Origin of the sequence: Sinomonas sp. G460-2 (genome assembly GCF_047759905.1) — a bacterium.
GTDB lineage: Bacteria > Actinomycetota > Actinomycetes > Actinomycetales > Micrococcaceae > Sinomonas.
This window is the reverse complement of record NZ_JBKZWT010000012.1, coordinates 19363-39327: the sequence shown is the minus strand read 5'-3', so window position 1 is coordinate 39327 and position 19965 is coordinate 19363. Positions and strand designations below refer to the sequence as shown.

18 protein-coding genes are annotated in these 19965 nt (G+C 60.6%); 14 read left to right on the top strand and 4 right to left on the bottom strand.

All coding sequences use genetic code 11. The features are described from left to right. Nucleotides 1-193: hypothetical protein (locus tag ACLN58_RS03015; RefSeq protein WP_415853798.1), on the bottom strand; the 193-nt coding region annotated here is incomplete at its 3' end. Nucleotides 194-685: 492 nt separating this feature from the next. On the opposite strand from ACLN58_RS03015, the gene ACLN58_RS03010 reads away from it, so the two are divergent. The 4 genes from ACLN58_RS03010 (at nt 686) to ACLN58_RS02995 (ending at nt 4081) form a co-directional block, all read left to right on the top strand. Further along, nucleotides 686-1504: a class E sortase gene (locus ACLN58_RS03010; protein WP_415853797.1), complete on the top strand. Its 819-nt coding sequence runs from the start codon at nt 686-688 to the stop codon at nt 1502-1504. Between the two features lies 1 nt (nt 1505). Continuing rightward, nucleotides 1506-1667, top strand: coding sequence for a hypothetical protein (locus tag ACLN58_RS03005; protein ID WP_415853796.1), 162 nt, complete (start codon nt 1506-1508; stop codon nt 1665-1667). Further along, nucleotides 1664-2242: a DUF6993 domain-containing protein gene (locus ACLN58_RS03000; RefSeq protein ID WP_415853795.1), complete on the top strand. Its 579-nt coding sequence runs from the start codon at nt 1664-1666 to the stop codon at nt 2240-2242. The genes ACLN58_RS03005 and ACLN58_RS03000 overlap by 4 nt, the downstream gene beginning before the upstream one ends. Before the next feature lie 390 nt (nt 2243-2632). Further along, on the top strand, nt 2633-4081 hold the full coding sequence (locus ACLN58_RS02995) for a hypothetical protein (protein ID WP_415853794.1): 1449 nt from the start codon (nt 2633-2635) through the stop codon (nt 4079-4081). A 241-nt stretch (nt 4082-4322) separates the two neighbouring features. Here ACLN58_RS02995 and ACLN58_RS02990 read toward each other — a convergent pair whose 3' ends face one another. Further along, the gene (locus ACLN58_RS02990; RefSeq protein ID WP_415853793.1) at nt 4323-5015 is read right to left on the bottom strand and encodes a lysostaphin resistance A-like protein; all 693 of its coding nucleotides are present in this window, start codon (nt 5013-5015) and stop codon (nt 4323-4325) included. Between the two features lie 102 nt (nt 5016-5117). On the opposite strand from ACLN58_RS02990, the gene ACLN58_RS02985 reads away from it, so the two are divergent. The 9 genes from ACLN58_RS02985 (at nt 5118) to ACLN58_RS02945 (ending at nt 16453) form a co-directional block, all read left to right on the top strand. Continuing rightward, nucleotides 5118-6551, top strand: coding sequence for a polysaccharide biosynthesis tyrosine autokinase (locus ACLN58_RS02985; RefSeq protein ID WP_415853792.1), 1434 nt, complete (start codon nt 5118-5120; stop codon nt 6549-6551). Nucleotides 6552-6553: 2 nt separating this feature from the next. Then, nucleotides 6554-7126: a low molecular weight phosphatase family protein gene (locus tag ACLN58_RS02980; RefSeq protein ID WP_415853791.1), complete on the top strand. Its 573-nt coding sequence runs from the start codon at nt 6554-6556 to the stop codon at nt 7124-7126. A 998-nt stretch (nt 7127-8124) separates the two neighbouring features. Beyond that, nucleotides 8125-9951, top strand: coding sequence for a DUF4012 domain-containing protein (locus ACLN58_RS02975; protein ID WP_415853790.1), 1827 nt, complete (start codon nt 8125-8127; stop codon nt 9949-9951). 100 nt (nt 9952-10051) lie between these two features. Continuing rightward, the gene (locus ACLN58_RS02970) at nt 10052-10603 is read left to right on the top strand and encodes a hypothetical protein (RefSeq protein ID WP_415853789.1); all 552 of its coding nucleotides are present in this window, start codon (nt 10052-10054) and stop codon (nt 10601-10603) included. 137 nt (nt 10604-10740) lie between these two features. After that, nucleotides 10741-11712, top strand: a complete 972-nt coding sequence (locus ACLN58_RS02965; RefSeq protein ID WP_415853788.1) for a glycosyltransferase family 2 protein — start codon at nt 10741-10743, stop codon at nt 11710-11712. 177 nt (nt 11713-11889) lie between these two features. Continuing rightward, nucleotides 11890-12843, top strand: a complete 954-nt coding sequence (locus ACLN58_RS02960; protein WP_415853787.1) for an EpsG family protein — start codon at nt 11890-11892, stop codon at nt 12841-12843. Continuing rightward, nucleotides 12806-13966, top strand: a complete 1161-nt coding sequence (locus ACLN58_RS02955; protein WP_415853786.1) for a glycosyltransferase family 2 protein — start codon at nt 12806-12808, stop codon at nt 13964-13966. The genes ACLN58_RS02960 and ACLN58_RS02955 overlap by 38 nt, the downstream gene beginning before the upstream one ends. Continuing rightward, nucleotides 13963-15438, top strand: coding sequence for a lipopolysaccharide biosynthesis protein (locus ACLN58_RS02950; protein ID WP_415853785.1), 1476 nt, complete (start codon nt 13963-13965; stop codon nt 15436-15438). The genes ACLN58_RS02955 and ACLN58_RS02950 overlap by 4 nt, the downstream gene beginning before the upstream one ends. An 85-nt stretch (nt 15439-15523) precedes the next feature. Then, entirely contained in the window at nt 15524-16453 is a 930-nt protein-coding gene (locus ACLN58_RS02945) for a glycosyltransferase (protein WP_415853784.1), read from the top strand. Nucleotides 16454-16569: 116 nt separating this feature from the next. Here the strand turns inward: ACLN58_RS02945 and ACLN58_RS02940 are convergent, their stop codons facing one another. After that, entirely contained in the window at nt 16570-17895 is a 1326-nt protein-coding gene (locus tag ACLN58_RS02940) for a sugar transferase (RefSeq protein ID WP_415853783.1), read from the bottom strand. A gap of 854 nt (nt 17896-18749) precedes the next feature. Between ACLN58_RS02940 and ACLN58_RS02935 the strand changes: the two genes are divergently transcribed. Beyond that, complete coding sequence (locus ACLN58_RS02935; RefSeq protein ID WP_415853782.1) at nt 18750-19496, top strand: SGNH/GDSL hydrolase family protein; 747 nt, start codon at nt 18750-18752, stop codon at nt 19494-19496. 218 nt (nt 19497-19714) lie between these two features. On the opposite strand, the gene ACLN58_RS02930 is transcribed toward ACLN58_RS02935, so the two are convergent. After that, on the bottom strand, nt 19715-19951 hold the full coding sequence (locus tag ACLN58_RS02930; protein WP_415853781.1) for a hypothetical protein: 237 nt from the start codon (nt 19949-19951) through the stop codon (nt 19715-19717). Between the last annotated feature and the right edge of the window lie 14 nt (nt 19952-19965).

Here is a 19965-nt window from a genome sequence, read left to right as displayed (position 1 = left end):
CGGCGAGGACCGCCTGCTCCCGAGTGGCTTCCCGGGCCATCTGGGCGAGTTCGGCGTGCTCCGCGAGGGGATCGAGGACGACGGCGGCGCTCGCCTGGGCCGCGACCGCCCCCTCGGGCGGGGAGGCCACAGGGAAGGCCACGGACGATCCCGCGACCACGAGGAGAGCCCCGACCACGGTCGAGGTAGACAAGATTGCGATGCGCCTGAAGGCTGAGACCGGTGCCATCGGGAGACCTTGGGTTGGTGCCGGCTGGATTCCGGCGGGTAATTTCACGGTCTTGAGGCGCCGAAAGCCGGTAAAGGCAGGTCGCTGGAATCGCGTCTTCAGATGGCCAAATTCGAGTGGTTGGTCCCGGGGCCGTTAGTCCCGGTCGGGTGGTTTGGCGCTCTCCGGGCCAAGTAGCGACGGCAGAAAGTGCGTACTCATTGCCCCGTCGGCCCAGCGGCATTTCCATGAAAGTGGGACTTCGATCCCGGTTTCAGCGTCTGCTCATGGAATTTCGAGGAAACTCCAAGCTGAAATTCGGGTCGAATTACTCCGCTCCTTTAACAAACTTTGGGACCCTCCCTGCGCCGCAGCTCGCGGCGCGGCGCAACGTGAGCGGGACGCGGGCTCGCCGCTGTATTCTCTTAGAGGCCGTAGGCAGCTTTTTGGGGGAGGAACGTGCAGTCGAGCCGGGGTGTGGCTACGCGGCCCGGATGGGTTAACGCCCTCGAGATTCTCGGGGAACTGCTCATCACAGTCGCCGTGATCATCGGCTTGTTCGTGCTCTGGTACGCCTTCTTCAATCCCTGGGTCGTCGGGCTGCAGCAGGCGCAGGTCGCCGCTGACCAGAGCCGGCAGCTCATGCGCGAGCTTCAGTCCCAGACGCCGACGCCGCCCACCACCGCGCCAACCTCGCCTTCGCCGGGCCAACCGTCCGCTCCGGCCTCCCAGCCCTCGGCCTCCCAGCCCTCGGCACCTGCCGCCCCGAAGACCGCCACCGTGCCGGTCATGGCCGAGCCCGCCCGCGTGGCGGACACGATCGGCGTCATCTACGTTCCGCGCCTGGGCGCCGACTGGCGCCGAATCCTGCGCGAGTCCGTGGACACCGACCGCGTGCTCAACAGCGTCACCGCCGGCGTGGGCCACTACACGGGCACGGCCATGCCCGGCGCCGTGGGCAACTTCGCGGTCGCCGCGCACGATATCGGGTACGGCAACAGCTTCCTCAACCTGAGCAAGCTGCGCCTCGGGGACAAGATCTACATCCAGACCGCCCAAGGCTGGTACACGTACACGTTCCGGAACTTCCAGTTCGTGCAGCCCGACGCGATCAACGTGCTCGACGCCGTCCCCACCGTCTCGCGCACCGCTGGCGCCGACCGCTTCATCACCCTGACCACGTGCTACCCGGCCGTCTTCCCGCCGCTCGAGCGCGTCGCGGCGTACGGGACGTTCGTGGGCTTCGACACCGCGCCGCCAGCCGAGCTGGCCCAACTGCTCGCGAAGGATGGCTAGCGTGTACAGAGCCCTGTGGAGGATTCTGCCGGGACCCGTCGCTGTGAGGGTCGCGATCCTGATTGTTCTCGTGGCCGGGGTCCTCGTGGCTTTGGACCTTTGGGTCTTCCCGTGGATGGCCGTGACGTTCGTCGACGACCGGGGAACGGTCGGGGCGTCATGAGCGAGGTCAAGGAAGGCGAGGTGCGCGCGAAACCCGAGGGCCGCCGTCGTCCGCCAAGGGGCGTGGCAGTGCTGGTGACCGTCGTCGCAGCGCTCGTGGTCCTAGGGGCCGTCGCGGTGGTGGTCGGTGGGTTGTTCGCGCCCCCGCGCCAGGACGGCGCCGGGCCCGCAGCAAGCCCCTCGGCCTCGGCCACGCGGACCACGGCGGCGGCCTCGCCCACCCCGACGAAGCCGGCGCTCGCGCGCTTCGACCCCAGCGTTCCGGACGCGGACAACCTCGTGCTGTTCGGGAGCGCGCTCACCAAGGCGGCGCAGTCAGTGTCCACACAGCAGGTCTCGGCGAAGACCCTGACCGATGCGCTCGCAGCCGCCGGCTTCAGCGCCGGGGCCATGCAGCGCACCGCGGATCAGACGAGCGCCAACCTGCAGGCACCCACACTGACCGTCTCGGTGCGGCTCAACGGCACGTGTCTCGTGGGGCAGTTCGTGCGCGAGGACGCAAGCGTCTCCACCGAGCTCGCCGCGCCGATCAGCACGGGCGCCTGCCTCGTCGGCCAGACCGCTCCGGTCGGGTAGGCCTGATCTGTTGGGATTGCGACGACAGGTGCGCCTATGGTCCGATTGCCCCTCATCCGCGGCCTCGAGACAGGTCCGCCGAAATGCTCTGACCGGGCCCAAAGGAATGGTGCTGGGCGTTGATCTTCGCGGCTGATAGCAACCGGGCCTGAAGTTACCAAAGTATGGCGGACTAGGCGTAGGTTGGATCTGGAGTACAGCCGTCGCGATCGGGCGATCACCTTTGTCAACCGACCTCGACCGGCGCGCCGAAGGATTTCGATGAGTAGGGTCATGAACGCGGCTCATTCGGAGGATTTGATCGCGGCAAGCCGTCGGCGCCCGGATCTAGCCCTAGACCGCAGTGCCACGGTGCGCCAATACAGCCACACGCACGCCGTTAGGAGGGGAATGACGGACGAAACCGGCTATAAAAAGGCCCAAATCGACACGCTGTTTTCGGTGCGAGAATCAACGCTCAATGTCCTTCAGTTTGGCGTCGTGCGAGGGCGAGGCTCGTCACAGACAGCCGCTATCAAGGCGGCGCTCGACGCGAACCCCGGACGGACTTTCTACTTCCCGCCGGGCGAATATCGTCTCGACACCAGCCTTATTATCACGAAATCTAACTCCCTCATCCTTGATGTTGATGCGTGCATTTATGCCGCGTCACACATGGGGACGCTGATCGAGTACACGCCCGATGTCCCTGAAGGGGAATATGCGCAGGACAAATGCCTGGTTGGCGGAACACTTGACGGAAACCTGTGTGCGCTCAACATCCTTTCCATTGGAAAAGTTATCCGGTTCACCCTCACCCAGGTGACTTTTCGCGACGGTGTTCAGCGCGGATTGATCACACGATCCGGTCCGGGCGCGGAGCTGTTCGCCTACGATCTGCGCTTCTACAATACAACCGCGATGAACATCTCAAACAATGTCGCCATTGAAGCGAACATGGGTGATTCGCACTTCCGGGACATTGTTATGCGGGACTGGACTGCCGGCGTCGTGGACACGGCATCGAATAGTTGGACCGACGTGCATCCATGGATCGGACCCGACCTGGCAGAAGCGGCCCAAATGACGAGCCGATTCCCGAAGTCCTTCGGCTTCAGGTTGGTCGGAGACTCCGATCTGATCCGCTGCTTCTCCGATACGATGCGGACTGGCTTCGTCATCGGATCGAACGGAGGCTCACACACGCCTCGCCCGAGGTTCTTGGCCTGTCGTGCGCAGTGGTCGTCCGCCACTCTTCCAGATGATGTGGCATGTGCCCATCCGTATCACGCAATTGACAACACCGCCGCTGTTGGTGCGTATTTTGACCGTCTCACGGTGGCGGGCATGTCGATGGTACCGGGAGCAGCTCTGACAGGGACAACCACTGGCCTCAATATGCGGGGAACTCGTACCTATGGATTCATTGACGGTTCGCTCGACTATCACGAGGGCATCGGACAAGATACGGCCGATTTCACGCCCACAGTTATCGGGTCCACGACCGACGGTTCAGCGAGCTATTCATTTCAATCGGGCCGAATGATTACGAGTGGTGAACGAGTAACTTACATTTTCGATCTCATCGCGACTCTCGATGCGACGGTCTCTGGCAACCTGAGACTCGGCGGATTCCCAGTCCCCACGGGCGCAAACACCTTCCGGACCGGCACAGGCGAGATAGGGTTTGCTTCCGGCGTCGCCGCGTCGACGGTCGTCAACTGGGCCGGGTCATCAATTGCTCCTGTCCCGATGATGCGCGACGAATCTGCAAATACGACAGAGATATCGGTGACTGCTCTCCGAGGAGCTACCATCGAGATTCACGGAAAGCTGACGGTAAGCGCCTACAGGGCGTGAGCGCCTCGAACCATCACGATTCTGGGTGGGTGCTAAAAGCCCTCCCGTCCGGGCCCTTCGAATTCGTTGCGCTCTCTGCTCTCGAAGGTGCTTGGTCGTAACGGACATCCGCCCGCCCGCTCCGTCAAGTTGCGCAGAGCCATTGTTCTGGGGCTCGTTGATCCTAGACGACCAAGACGGGCTCTCGTCGAGCCGGGGCCATCGATTAGATCCGAACAGTTATAACTCGGAACCTGACATGTTATGCGGGCCAAGTGAGCCACACAGCAAGGCCGTTGAACACCACGTGACCGATCACGGAGGAGCCGAGACGTCCTGTGGCCGCGGCCGCGATTCCTGCACCAAGGGAGAAGACGAAGGTTCCAGCCATGAGCGCCACAATCTCCACGGGGGTGCGCGTTGCCAGCAAGACGTGGACTGCCGCGAAGACAATGGATGTGCTCGTAACAGCGACGCAGACTCGCACGAAAAGCCGGCGAGGTCTCAGCAATTCGGTGAGTGTGCGCTGGATGAGGCCCCGGAAGAAGCATTCCTCTAACAAGGGTGCAATTATTACGGGGGCGACCACTCCTATGACGAACGTTGATCCCGAGATGGTTGTTCCGAGCGTCGGCTGCCGTTCCAGTCCTGTAAAGCCTGTCAACAGGATCCGAAAGTAACTGTCCGCGGCACGCGCTGCGCAGGCTAGCCCCACGCCCCAGAAGATGTCCGTGGGATGAACTCGGAAACCCAGAGACATGACGGTTTGACGAAAACTGGAACCGTGGTAGCTCAGCACGAGGGCCGCCAGCATCGGCAGCCACGCGACAAGATAGGCCGTCAGGCCCGCCACATGGGAATACGGAGCCCAATGTTCGACCGCCAAACCACATGCAACAGTGGCCGCGAGAGCTAGCCCGGCCCAGGTCAACTGCTGCAGGCGCGTGGATGCCATTGTCTCCTTTGTCCTTCGTTTCGGTCGGCTGGATCGGCTGTCGTGTGGCAACATGTTTGGGGGCGCGCCGCGCGGCTTGGCAAACAGGGAAGGGGATCCCCTTTGGAGCTTCGAGACTACATCCGGATCGTACGTACCGGTTGGATCCTGATCGTAGTGATGGCGCTAGCCGGCGTCGGGGCGGCTGCGGGGATATCTATTCTGACTAAACCCCAGTTCAAGGGATCAGCCCAGGTTTTCGTGTCCACGCAGTCGGGCGGTACCGCCACAGATCTCTTGCAGGGGAGTACGTTCACCCAGCAGCGCGTGAAGACTTACGCTGGTCTCGTCACAACGCCGATAGTCCTGCTGCCCGTTATTTCCAACTTGCACCTTTCGATGACGGCTGACGAGCTCGCGAAGACGGTCACGGCGAGTGCGCAGCTCGACACGACTCTCATTACGATCTCGGCGGTTTCGCCGGATCCGGTTCAGGCAGCGAATATTGCGAACCTCACCTCTGAAAGCTTGACCAACGTGGTTCAGAACATCGAGTCAACTGGCGCACAGAGTTCATCTCAGGTCAAGTTGACGCGGGTTCAGGAAGCGCAGGTGCCGTCTACTCCCGTGACCCCGAACGTCCTGCTCAACCTTGGCATTGGGCTGATCGCTGGCCTCGCCCTTGGGGTGGGTGCTGCAATGCTTCGCCATACCTTGGACAATCGGGTTCGAAATGTGCGCGACATTGAGATGATTAGCTCTTCACCGATTCTGGGCGGCACCACGATCAATCCGAAGGCCGCGAAGAGGCCTCTCATCGTGCAGGACGATCCGCGCAGCCCGCGTGCCGAAGCATTCCGCACTCTGAGGACGAATCTGCAGTTTATTGATGCCGGTGCAGGTTCCCGCAGCTTCGTTATAACCTCGTCCATCGAGAGTGAGGGCAAGAGCAGCACGGCGTCGAATCTGGCGATCGCGCTCGACAACGCTGGCCACAAGGTCATTGTGGTCGACGCAGACTTGCGGCGACCGAAGCTGGCTGAGTACATGGGTCTCGAAGGGGCCGTGGGCCTCACCGATCTGTTGATTGGGCGTGCGGACATGGACGATGTTATCCAGCCGTGGGGTCGTGGGGATCTCCACGTTCTCCCCGCTGGGAGCGTGCCTCCCAATCCGAGTGAGCTTCTCGGCTCAAGCGCAATGCACGCGCTAGTTCGCCAGCTGGAACAAGATTTCGACTATGTGCTCTTCGATGCCCCCCCACTCCTCCCAGTCACTGATGCCGCGATTTTGAGCAAAACCGCGGGAGGTGCCATTGTGGTGGTGGCTGCAGGCCGGACGCATCGCAGTCAGCTTGGCGCGGCTGTGACCGCGCTCGAAAACGTGGGTGCTCGTGTATTCGGCTTCGTCTTGACGATGCTGCCCGTTCAAGGACCACATGCCTACGGCTACCAGGCTTATGGGTACGGATACGGACCGGTGTATGCCGAGGATGAGGCCGAGATCGGCAAGACTGAGCGCGCGACTGCTCGTCGAGTGCGTGGAACGGTCGGGTAGGCGTGGCACTGCAGACGTTCCACATCCTGTTCGTGTGCTCGGGGAATATCTGTCGATCTCCGATCGCTGAACAGCTGCTCAGGGCACGGACAGGCAGAGACCTCCGAGTTTCGAGCGCCGGCCTAATCGCGCGGGAAGGCACGTCGATGGCGCCGGAGGCCGCGATGCTTTCGAGAATGTACGGCGGCAATCCCGACGCACATCGCGCGCGCGTCGTGACCAAAGAGCTTGTTGCCACGGCTGACCTCGTTCTCACAGCGACACGCGCCCAACGAGGGGCCGTGGTTCAGCTTGTCCCGCGGGCTTCCCGCCGGACGTTCACCATTCGGGAGTTTTCCCGGCTCCTCGCTTCGATTCCCGCGGATGATCGGATTTCCCTTACCGACCTGTGTCTCCTCGTGGAGGCGGCCCGCTCAAGGCGCGGTTTTGTCGAACCCCCCGGCAATCCCGATGACGACGACATCGAAGATCCTTACCTCAGACCGGTTGACGTCTATCAGCGAGTCGCCGCTCGCCTCGACGTCGAGGTCCAGACAATCGCAGCTCACCTCACGCCTGGGGGTATCTTGCGGTGAACCTCAATAGCGCGAATGGGGCGCGCCGGCGAGGCTGGTTGATTGCCGGCATCACCATACTGATATTCATCGACGTGGTGCTTTCGGGACTCGCCTTCGGATCGGCCAGGCCTGTCTTTAGCGGCACACCGGCGCCACTCCCGACGTTCTCGTCGCGACCTTCGCCTTCGCCGTCGCGATCGGCGTCGCCTACGGGGACGGCCACGGCCGTCAAGCCAGCTGTATCGGACGGTGCTGGCCCCCGATTCCTCGTGCCAGAGTCACCAACGGACGCTTGGAGGTCGTCAGGCGGAGCGTGCGGAAGTTCCACCGCCGTGATCGAGCGAACGTCTGATGGCGGACTGTCGTGGAGGCGGGTCTCGACTGACTCGTTCCCGGCAGGGCGAGTACTCGCCCTGGGCCTGAGCGGGAGTCGCGTGTGGAGCGTTGTAGCCGGCGGGGCTCAATGCACTCCGAACTATTGGTCGACAGCGACTGGCACGTCTTGGGAGCCATCAGTTCAGGCGCTTGCATCAGCCCCATATCTCGACGTCGACGGGCGATCGGTGCAGCTAGGACAAGCATCTGATCCCGTGCCATGTTCCGTGGCGCTTCGACTCGCAGTTCGATTCGATGGTTCTGTGGCCCTCTTGTGCGCGGACGGACTATGGAGCCGGGGAGCGAGCACACATCCTTGGACAAAGGTGGGGGGACCGGACGTGCTGGATCTCGCCTCTGGGAGAACCGGCTTTCTTATTGCGTTTTCGGACCCTGAAAACTGCCACGGAGTAGCTTTTGGTTCGCTTCCCTCCCCGTTAGTTCAGGGCGCGCTACCAAACCGAATCGGGTGTGCGGCAGGTGCGAAGGCACCCGTCGCCTTGGCAAGCGCTGGGCCGGTGGTCTGGCTATGGTCAGCGGATGGCACCGATGTCTCCCAAGATGGGGGGCAGACGTGGGGGCACTGAGCCTTGTTCCGATGCATGGTCCCACCCGTTCTCAAAGAATTATGGCCTATACATATGACTGAGCAGGTAAAGCAGCTGCGCCCGCGCCAGCTGAGGAATGGCCGGGGCATCCGCTTTAGGCGCTTAGGAATTGCTGGCATACTCCTGGGCCTCATGGTTATTGCGTGTGCTGTCTGGCTCGGCGTGCGTGCTTATTTGGCCCAAAAGGAACTTGCCGTAGCGGAGCCGCTGAGCCGTCAGCTCGTTGCCGAGATCACATCGGGGCATCCAGCCGAGGCTCGTCAAATTGCCACCCAGTTGGCAACGCATGTGGACGCGGCCGAACAATACGTGAACGATCCGATTTGGCGAGCGGCGGGGATGTTGCCGGCACTCGGAGAGAATTTTTCAGCAACCCAGCACGCTACGGGAATTCTTTCCGATGTCGTGCACAACGCTGTACTCCCAGTGTCTTCCGTGGTTGCGGACCTGTATCCGACAAAGTTGGGGCTCGTCAATGGCGCTGTAGATCTGAACGCTCTCGGTTCAACGGGTTCCACAGTGGACAACGCAGATTCTGTGTTACGCAGGGCCTATAACGCCGCCGCTGCGTTGCAGCCGGGATACGGTACGTTTCCGCAAGTGAAGGCGGATGTTGAACGTCTGACGGGCTACCTGAAGGACGCGAGTCAGCAGGTCTCGGCAGTCAACCAGGGACTCCATGTTCTGCCACAGATGCTGGGAGGTGAGGGACCCCGGAACTACCTTCTGCTCTTCCTCAACAATGCTGAGTTGCGGAGTACTGGAGGTATCCCCGGCGCGGTGGCCCTTGTCCATGTGGACAACGGACGGATTTCGCTTGTCCAACAGGCTGAGGCCAAAGACTTCCCTGAGTTTCAGGCGTCCGTCCTTGCTCTTCCTCCCCAAACTCAGGGTCTGTACGGGGCAATTACGGGCCGCTACCTGCAAGATGTGAACCTGACCCCTCAGTTCCCCCTGACCGCGACTTTGGCAGCCGAGATGTGGCGAAAGCGATTCAATACGGCGGTAGACGGTGTCTTCTCCCTGGACCCGGTGGCCCTCAGCTATTTGCTCGATGCAACTGGGCCGGTTGTGCTTCCGGATGGGGAATCTTTGAGCAGCAGCAATGTGGTTCAGGCGTTGCTGAGTGACGCCTACGCTCATTACAACGACTCGACGACTGAGAAGGATAAATACTTCGCGTCCGCAGCGGCCGCTGTGTTTGCCAGGGTGTCGGGGGGAGGGTTCCAGCCGAAGGCGATGTTTGCAGCGTTGGGAAAGGCATCGGCCGAGCGCCGGGTTCTGTTGTGGAGCGCGCGACCAGAGGAAGAGTCGCTCTTTAAGGCAAGCGATCTTGCTGGGACGCTCCCCGCACAGCCGCCTTCCGGGGGCGCCTTCGGCGTTTACCTCAACGACGCCACAGGCGCGAAAATGGATTACTACCTGCGGGTGTCGCATGAGGTCGGCGCAGCCATGTGTCGTTCGGATGGGCGACCGCTATGGGAAGTACAGGTGCGCCTGAAAAACGAAGCGCCCGCGGACGCTGCCACGTCGCTGCCCCCGTACGTTACTGGTGGGGGAGCGGCCGGTCTCAGGCCGGGCGACGTGAAGACCCAGATAAATGTATATGCGCCTCCTGGGTCGGTGTATCTGGGCGCTAGGAAAGACGGCGCTGCCTTCAACCTGCACACGGACATGGACGCTGACTACTCTGTGGCCCAAACGGACATTACCTTGGCGCCGGCCCAGTCGGCCGTGCTCCGGTTCCAGTTTCTTGGCCCGGCTGGGGCGAGCCAGCTCCCGACCGTGATTGCGACACCCACAGTTAACCAAATAACAACTTCAGCGAAACCACTTTCCTGCGAGGACAAGTTAGGCTAGGCTGCAGCTCGGTGTACATGTCGGACGCAGCTCGGTGTACATGTCGGACATCGTCTCGATCCGGCACTCCGTTATCGCTATAGAACTGGGGATATAGCTCATGAAGAAACTCTTTGCGGCGTTGTCTATCGCCGTCCTTGCTCTGGTTGCAGTTCCGACGGTCGCCTCGGCGGCCGGGTACGTGCCTGGCGGCAACGTCACGGTTTCGGGAACTCCGTCGCCTGGCGCCACGACGCCTGTGGGCTTTGCGGCAGGTTCGTTCACGGGAGGTGAGACGGTGACCTACTCGGTGAGCGGCAACACGACTGTGACGCTCTCCGTCGTCAAGGCTGCTGTGCTCACCTCGCTCAACAAGACGGCCGCGGCGGATGGGTCTGCATCCGTGAACGTTACGCTGCCCTCTAATGCATCTGGCACCTACACACTTACCGCTACAGGCCAGACATCGGGCAACGTCGGCACGGCTGCCCTGACTGTTGTTCCTGGGAATGCACAGGGCAATCAAAATCAGAACAGCCAAGGCGCCAGCTTGGCCAACACGGGCGCGACCCTGCCGATTCTCCTGATTTGGATTGCCGCTGGCGCCCTCGTCTTGGGTGGAGCCATCGTCGGCACTCTGATGTTCGTACGCCGGCAGCGGAGCAACGCGTAAGCTCCGAGAAGCTCGGTTTGCATAAATAAGCGCAGTGTGCCTGGTTATCCCGAAGATAGGCAGGCGCACTGCCATTGTCGCTGCTCTAGCCAGGCCATCGCGCCCCAACTCCCCGACGTAACTCAGGACCTTGCCAAGTGAATGACAACGTGTCAACTGCGACGCGCACGGTTCCCCGTGATCTGGTCGTTGTGCTGCTAGCTACTTTCGACGGTTCACTCCATCTCCGGCAACAGCTGGACTCCATCGCATCGCAGAGCCACGGGCATTGGCGACTTATAGTCGCCGACGACGGATCAGGCGACGACACCCTCGGTATCGTCCAGGCCTTTTCGGAGGAACATCCCGGCCGAGTACGCCTTGTGCGAGGCGGTGCCGTTAGGTCCGCTCGGGATAATTTTTTTCGGCTTCTCCGAGTTGCTGACTCCGCCCCGTACTTGGCATTCTGCGACCAAGACGATGTATGGAGCGTTGACAAGCTCGAGCGTCTTGTTCTTCGCTGTCAGCAGATCGAGGCGCAGTTCCCGTCACAACCTTGCCTTGTCTATTCGGATCTGGCGGTTGTCGATGCTCGGCTCGGACTAATCAACCCGTCCTTCATGGAGCAGATCCGTGCCCGTCCGAATGACATCAGCTACAAGTCACTGCTCGCGGAGAACGCAATCCCCGGGTGTGCGATGCTGTTCAATGGCGCTCTCGCCGATGTGTTCCGTGCTCGCGAGTTCGATGCGACCAAGGCGATCATGCACGACTGGTGGGTGGCGCTCATTGCATCAACCCTCGGCCGAATGTCGTACGTCTCGACCCCGCTCGTTCAATATCGTCAGCACAGCAAGAACATGCTCGGAAGTGTGGACAGGTCGGGGCTCCCGTTCATCTTGTCTAAGCTGTTCAGGGGGAATCGCAGGGCCGTAGTTCGGACTTACACCCAGGCGGCTACCTTTCTCGGCGCCTACAGCGATTTACTCGACCCTACGACGCGTAATGAGCTTCAGACATTCGCATCACTTCTCCATCACAACAAGGTCGCGAGAGTTTGGCTGATCTTAAAGCATAGGATTCTCAAACAAACATTGAGCCGACGTGCCTACCAACTCTTACGTGCGTGATCCGCGATGATCTACCTTTTCGGCGGATTACTCGCAAGCGCGGCCATGCTCTTGCGTCGGAGGCCTCCTCGATCGAGCCCCCTGTGGACGCTTTCTCTTGAGTCTTCGCCCCTGACGTCACGGCTGAACTTGACCGGGGACGGGATCGCGGGTTCGATTGGCGTAGGCATTAGCTTCTTGATCCTGTTTCTGATCGCAGCCCTTCGTTATGGCATCGGCACCGACTACTGGTTCCGGTACGCACCAGGTTTCGAGCAGATCCAACGCGGTGATGTCGACGGCCAAGAGATTGGCTGGGTGTTGCTCAACAAGGCGGTTGGGCTGCTAACGGATGACTATCAGTGGATCTTTGTCGTTACGTCGTTTCTCACGATCGCGCTGTTCTACCGCTTCTTCCTCCGGATGTCGATCAATCCCGCGCTGTCGGTGTTTATCTATGTCTTCGGCGGCTTCTACCTCGAGGATTTCAACCTTGTGAAGCAGGGCCTCGCGATTGCGATCCTGGTCAACACCATTGAGTTCGCGTTACGCAAGAAGCACCTTGCTTTCGTTCTTGCCACGCTGCTTGCCGCGTCGTTCCACGTGAGTGCCCTCGTGTGGTTCGCAGTATGGCCGCTCATGTGGATCCGGGTCAGTCGCGCCGCTCGCATCGCGATCGCGCTCGCGATGATCGTAATCATTCTAGTCGTGCCGCAGACGGTTTCACTGCTCGTGGAGCAGTTTGCACCGCACTACGCCTGGTATTTCGAGTCAAATTACGGGGTGACGCGTAAGATCGATCCCGCGATTGTGGTCGTCGCGGTTGCAGTCTTCGCATTTACGTTGGTCAAGGTCGGTCAGGCCGGACGCGGTGACCGTTACGCCGACTCCATTGTGAACGTGCTGGCCGTAAGCACGGCGGTTCTCGTCGCGACTACCACGATCGCATACCTCTTTTCACGCTTGGACTACTATTTCGCTCCTGCAGAGCTAGTCGCTGTTCCACTTGCGCTGTCTCTGGTCCGGAGCCAGCTTGCCCGCCACGTGCTCACAGTCGCATTCATGTCCGCCTATATGACAAGTTTTGTCTTCCAATTTCTGATTTGGAATGCTCATGGAGTCCTCCCTTATGCCTCGGTCTTCTCCCGCTGAATTCGGTGACGACGTCCTTGTCACAGTCATCGTTCCAGTCTTCAACACACCTCCGGAGCTGATTGAACGCGCTGTCGCCAGCACCCTGGACCAGACGCATCGCTATCTAGAGCTGTTGGTCGTTGACGACGGGTCGAATCTGGAGATGGCCGAATTCCTCGATCTCATCGCAGGGCGAGATCCGCGCATTCGTGTGGTTCATCGTGTGAACGGTGGGGTGTCTGCGGCCCGGAACACCGGAGTGGATCACGCGCGAGGAGAATTCATCGCCTACCTTGACGCAGATGATTATCTCGAGCCGGCGTTCCTATCCTCTGCCATAAGTGCCGCTCGTACTTCGCGTGCCGAAGTGGTCATCGGTGGGATCCGGATACTCCACGAAGGTGGAACTGTGCAGTGGCGAACGGGTGGACCTTCGGCCAGCGAGCCGCTGCTCGGCACGCGCGACATGATTGTGACCGCGTGCGTTCGTGCCCTCTCCGATTCGCCGTCTCCTCATAGCCCGACGCCTCTGTTGTCGGTTACTAATGTTGTTGCATCCCTGCACAAGAGGGAGCTCGCCCGACGTTATCGTTTCCGTGAAGGGGTATCCCACGCTGAGGACCGGCTCTACAACGTTTTCATGCTGCTCGACACCGCCCGTGTGGCGTTTTGTTCCGACGTTTGGTACGTGTATGACCAGACCCACGATCAAGGCGTGACGCGGAGGGCGACTCCTCGTACGGTCGTGGCCCTCGCGCGCACAGTTCGGGAGTTCGCCGGGGTCGTGAGAGCGATCTCCGATCGAAGTGACCTCACCGACGATGCAAATAGCCTCATCTCACAGGCGGCAGCGGACGGCATGTTGAGTTATCTCAAGGTGTTGACGGGAGTGATGGCCGTCGTCGGTGTGAGGCAAATGAGCCACCCGACTTTGCGGGAGCTCCTGAAGGAACCAACGGTGCGCACTGCGCTGGCAAGTGCAAGGCGGAATAGCTGGAAGGACCATATTTTTGCTTCTGCCGCGTATTACGGACGCATCGGCCTGCTGCGTTTTTTGGGCCGTGCATGGGTCCGTGGCGGAGGCCTCGAAATGTCCGGTATGGGCGCGGCCCCTTCAGAGAGCTCGAGGCAACTGCTATGACCAACGTGCGTTCCGACCTCTCCATTCGAGGCGCTCGAGGAGGCGGCCTGGTCCTTGTAGGAAGCGGAGGGACCTTCGTTATCCAGATCGCATCGCTTCTCATCCTTTCCCGGCTTCTGACGCCGTCTGACTTCGGCCTCGTCGCGATGGTGCAGATCTTCGTCGTGCTCGGCAACCTCCTTCGCGACTTCGGACTCCCGCTTGCAGGCTTGCAGGAGCAGTCGCTGAGCCGACAGCAGGCATCGAATCTGTTCTGGATGAGTGCCGCGATCGCGGCGGTCAGCGCGATTCTCATGGCTGCGTGTACTCCATTGTTGGTCGCAGGATTTCACGAGCCGCGCCTCGCCATGATCGTGCCGTCGCTCGCCATTGCCGTTTTTTTGGGCGGATTGACAGCCCAGTTGCAGGTCCAGCTGGCACGCAATATGCAGTTCGGTGCCCTCGTAGCCAGCGATATTCTTGGGCAGCTCGTCGGCCTCGCGGCCGCGATCCTGCTGGCGAAGGCCGGGACTGGATACTGGGCCTTGGTCGCGCAGAGCCTCACAGCGGCTCTGCTGACGCTTGTTTACCGGTGGTCCGCGAGCCGATGGATTCCGTTGGCGCCGCGGCGAGGACGGGATGCGATCCGCCTTTTCAAGATCGGAGCAACCTACAGTTTCGCCCAGCTTCTCGCGTACGTGCAAAGCAATATCGGAACAATGCTTATCGGCTCTCAGCTCGGCGCGACGCAACTCGGCTACTACAACCGCGCGTATCAGCTGCTGACCGCCCCTGCCGGTAGATTTCTGGACCCACTCACGCAAGTGGTGATCTCGACGCTGAACCGAGCGAAGGACGAACAAAGGGATCCGGACGCGCTGCTTTGCAAGATCCAGTTCGGCGTCGGATCCCTCATCGTCTGGGTGTTTGCTGTCACCGCGGGAACTGCTCCGGGTCTCATCCCCCTCGTCCTCGGGGATCAGTGGCGCCCGGCCGCGCCTGTCTTCCAAATCCTGGCAATCGGTGGCTCAGTATTGGTCTTCAACCACGTGAACTACTGGGCATTCATTGTGAAGGCGCAGCCAAAGGCATTACTGAATTACAACCTAGTGTCGAAGCCGATCGAGATCTTTAGCATCTTCATTGGTTCCCAATTCGGTCTCGAAGGCGTCGCCTGGGGGTACTCGGTCGCAATGGTCTTCTCCTGGCCGCTGTTCGTCACATGGCTTGCCAGAGCCACTGGCATCTCTGCGCGAGCCTTCTTCGCGAACGGCCTGCAGGTACTTCTGGCCGGGGCCGTCGGCGGCGCCGCATCCACAATCGCTTCCCTTCCCCTGGCGCCATTCGCCGCGATCCTTGGCGTTCTAGGTGGAGTTCTTGCCGGAACCGGAGCTTTCGCCGCGGTCCTTTTCGCTATGCCCGCAAGCCGTGCCGAGACCGTTGACTGGATTCGGCTACTTCGTTCCGCCCTTGTAAGGCAAAGAAAGGCATAATGGCTATGCATCGGAGCCGTGTTGATAGCGCCTTCGCAGGCAATGACCTCGCGATAATTCGACTAACCGGATCGAGGACATTCGCATGATCACTGCCGGAATCATCACATTTGAACCAGACATCGAACGCCTCCGGGAGAACTTGAATGCGATATCATCGCAAGTGCTTCAGGTCCTCATTTACGATAATGGTTCGTCCAACAGTGTGGAAATCGCGAATCTCGCGGACGTCTCGTCGAACACCAAAGTTATCTTCAGCGCCGCCAATGAAGGCGTCGCCACGGGGCTTAATCGCCTTGCGGAGGCGGCCCTCAACCTGGGAGCAGCAAGCCTCCTTACGCTTGATCAGGACAGCGTCTGCTCTCCCGGGATGGTTTCCGCGCTTGCCGCCGAGCTTGTTGACGGGATCGGTATGGTCACGCCATACATAGTTGATCGAAATAAGCAAACAATCGAGGAATACCGGCGTCTCGATCTGCCGCGCCTAGACCGATATCGACAGCCTGCCCGAAAGGGGGCTATCACATCTGGGGCTCTCCTCGATCTCAGCGCGTGGAGGAATGTCGGGGGATTCGATGAAACCTTTTTCATCGACTACGTCGATTACGATTTCAATCAGCGCCTCATGGAAGCTGGCTACGCGATACTTCGCGTCAACTCGACTGCACTCCTGCACGAGGTCGGACGCGCAACTCCAACTTGGCTGCGAGTGCCGCGAAAGGACCTTGCGGGCCGCTGGCACATTGAGCGGTTCTTCGCGTTTGGGCACAGCCCTGCCCGATGCTATTACAAGGCCCGTAATCGGATCCTCTTCACTCGCAAGCATGGCCGTAATCTGGGTTTCACCCACGAGGGAATCTGGCAGATCCCGCAGCAAATCGCGTTGACTCTCCTCTTTGAGCGTCAACGTGTCGCCAAACTAGAAGGCTTCGCTCGAGGAATCCGCGACGGCCTTCGGATGTCGTTGGATCATGAAGAAGACCGGTATTTGACCGCATCCCTGCGTGAAGAGTAGGCCGACCTGGAAGCACGGTTCGAGGAGCACTTTGGGCCGTCGTTGGTGAGGCCGGAGTACCTGAAGGCAGACCTAGGAAGGATTGATCGCATGACCTAGGCAGATCCGAACGCCGGTCAGACGGCTCCATCTTTTTGTATCACTGCTCGAAGTGTCTTTAGCAATATGATTAGGTCCCCGACGAGGGACCAGTTGTCGACATAATAGAGATCTAAGCGAATGGCTTGATCCCAGGTCAGATTTGAGCGTCCGCTAACTTGCCATAGACCGCTCAGGCCCGGCTTGACGATAAGGCGCCTGTGTGCAAAATCTTCATAAAGTTCGACTTCTGCTCTTCTCTGCGGGCGAGGACCTACGAGGCTCATGCTCCCGCGTAGGACATTCCACAACTGTGGGAGCTCATCGAGGGAATACCTTCGGATGAAGCCTCCCACGGCAGTCAGGCGCGGGTCATTGGCAACCTTGAAGAGCGGCTTATCGAGGGTGCCCTGCCTCTTCAGGAGGTCACTGAGTTGGGCATCGGCGCTGACGACCATTGACCGGAACTTGTGCATCTGAAATGGTTGACCTTCTTTGCCGATTCGTTCCTGAGAGTAAAAGAGCGGGCCTGAGTCGGTGACCTTGATCGCAAGCGCGACAATTATGAAAACCGGGGAGAGGAGTAGAATCAAGAGGGCTGACCCCAAAATATCTGAGATCCTCTTAATTGCGCCGCGCACGCCATCCAATTTCGGGGTTGTGACATGAATTAGTGGGAGTCCAGCGACCGGCTGCGTGTGAATGCGCGGCCCCGCCACGTCTGTGAGAGCTGGGGCCACTATCATTCCGGTGTTTCGTGCGGCGAGCTGCCAGCCGAGCTGGCGGAGCGTATCTGGGTCAAAAGACGCGCCGGCAGATATCGCAACTGCGGTTGCCCCGCACTCCTCAATTGCAGTCAGAATGTTTTCTAGGTCACCACCATTGCCGACGACGGGCAGGCCTGTTGTGTCAGCTCGGGTGGTTCGCGTCGCGACTGCACCATGTAGATAAGCGGCTACAGGGAGATATCCTGCTTCGAGATGGCTTCCGAGCTGGCGCTGAAGGTGGGCCACTGTCTCTGGACTGCCGATAACGAGCACTCGTTCAAGGTCGAGCCCTCGTTGGCGCCCCGCTATAAGGCGGGCCCGGAGTGCCCATCGGCCTATGAGCAGGCTCAGAATTCCGAGAGGTAGCGCGATAGCCACGTACCCTCGGGGCGTGTCAAGTTGGAAGACGTATGAAAATACCGCAATTCCGCCGAAGAGCCACAGGCTAGATGTGATTACGCGTTTGTATTCTTCGGTGCCATACCCGAGTATGCGTCGGTCGCTGCTGCCAGATAGTCTGAGAACAGTCCACCAAGCGATCATCACAAGAGTTGAGATCAATGCATAGGGGGCTTCATATTTATCGCCAATAGCCATCTTTGGGTCATTTAGTCCGAATCGGGCTATTTGAGCTCCGCCCGTGGACCAGATTATACATAAGATGTCAACTAGTAGAATGGTGTCCGGTTTCCGTGATGTGCTCTCTTTTAGGGGAGCGCCTGGACGCTGGTTCCTTGAATTTGTTCGTACAGGGATCATGGCTGGCATCCCCGAATTGCATTCTCTGGGCCAAAGAGGCCCACGGTGTGCCGCCTCGAGTCCTCTTGACATTTAGCTGTGGATCTGGGCGTTCCCGCGAATCGCCAGTTGGTCAGCTCACCGTTTGTTGAGCCACCTGTGCGATCTCCGACTCTTGTGCGGATATTTCCGCCGCTCGTCGCCTCCAGCAATCTGTGCATCCTTGGCTTCCCCACGTGTCCCTTAAGCGCAGCAACAGCCACGATCATAACCTATGGAGTCGACTCAATGGCTGTGCTTTCTGTCGTGCAGCATGCAATCAACTGTGCAACGGGGATTCACGGCGGCGTGCATTTCGTTACTTGCGAACCTTGGGCAGCGGGGCCGGACGTGCGGGTGCAACCCTCGGCTAATACTCCATCGGCGCTCTCGAGGTCCCCCCCCGGGCACCGGGACTTCTTGCTGATCCTTGACCTCGGCCGCCGCTTCTCTGGTGCAGGCGCTTTGAGCACGCATCCGCACCGATCCTTGGGATTGAGCACGTCGATGGTGCGGAATCCCGTCAGATGATGGCAGGCGTTCCCTTCTTCCTTCGACTCGACGGTCATCGAAGCGGGTGATCTGATGCCGTTTAGTCCTCGGCGTTTTACGTGTCAAACTAGTGTGGGCCGCGGTGGCCTGCTTGATCCATCCAGGGGACAGGAGGGGGTCCGGTGCGCACGCGCATCAAAATGATTGGCGTTGCCTTATTGGCCGCTGGGACGGCGTTGCTCGTGGTGGCCGCCGTCATGAAGCCGGCCATGGAGCGGGCTACGGCCCAGAGCGCTCAGGCGAGCACCGCGGTCGTGGCGCCGACAGCGAGTGGTACCCCCACGCCGTCGTCCGTTCCCACGCCCTCGAGCGCAAGCCCCACACCGACCCCCACTGCGGCGACGTACCGCTTCGCCGCGGTGGGCGACGCGATCACCCTGGCCGACAGTACGGACTTCGCGGACGGGCAGACCGGCTCGACGTCCTGGGTGACGTACGCGGCGAGCCCGAACCTCGTCTTCTCCGGAGGCTGGGCCGGCGCGGGCGCCACGACGGCGAAGATCGCGGCGAACGTCAAGCAGCTCGACGTCGACGTGCTCGTGATCGTGGCGGGGACGAACGACGTCACGCAGGGCGTCGCCTTCGCGCAGACGACCACGAATCTTGACCGCATCGTCACCACGGTCGGGGCGAGGCGCGTGGTGGTGTCGGCGATTCCGCCTCGGGACGCCGATCCTCGGCCGACCGCCGATTTCAACGCGTCCCTGCGGAAGCTTGCGATCCAGCGGCACTGGGCTTTCATCGATTCCGCCGCCGGGGTTCGGGCCGGCGACGTCTACGCGCCAGGCATGACGCTCGACGGCGTGCGGCCCACCAAGGATGCTGCCCAGATCATCGGCAAGGCCATCGCGGGCGCCATCCCCGGGTGACCCGTACCGGCTCCGCGCTGTGCAGGCAAAATTGGGCGCTAAGGAGTCATAAAGACGGCGTCTACGTGGTCAACCCATCAAGTAGATTCTGAAGGTAGCCGCGGATCCCCCGATTCCCGCGGTGGGTGCGAGTAACCGCCCGGCTGTATCTATCCCCCTTGATACAGCCGGGCTCTCCCGTTTAATGGCCCAGGCTCAGTGTGGGGGCTCACTAGCGTTCAGTAGCCGAGCAGCTTGGCCTCGCTGAGGCCCACGGTGATCTGCGATCGCTCGACCTCGCTGTACTGCTCGAACGTCCCCGGCGGGAGCGTCCGGACGGCCTCCTCGAGCTTCCAGGCCTTCTCCTCGAGGGGATCGTCCTCGGTGTGCTTGAGGAAGGAGCGGATTCTGCTCGGGGTCTTGGGGCTTTCAAGCATGACGAAGATGGCCTTGGTCATCTCATTCCCATCGGCCATGGCTGGGTCCTGAT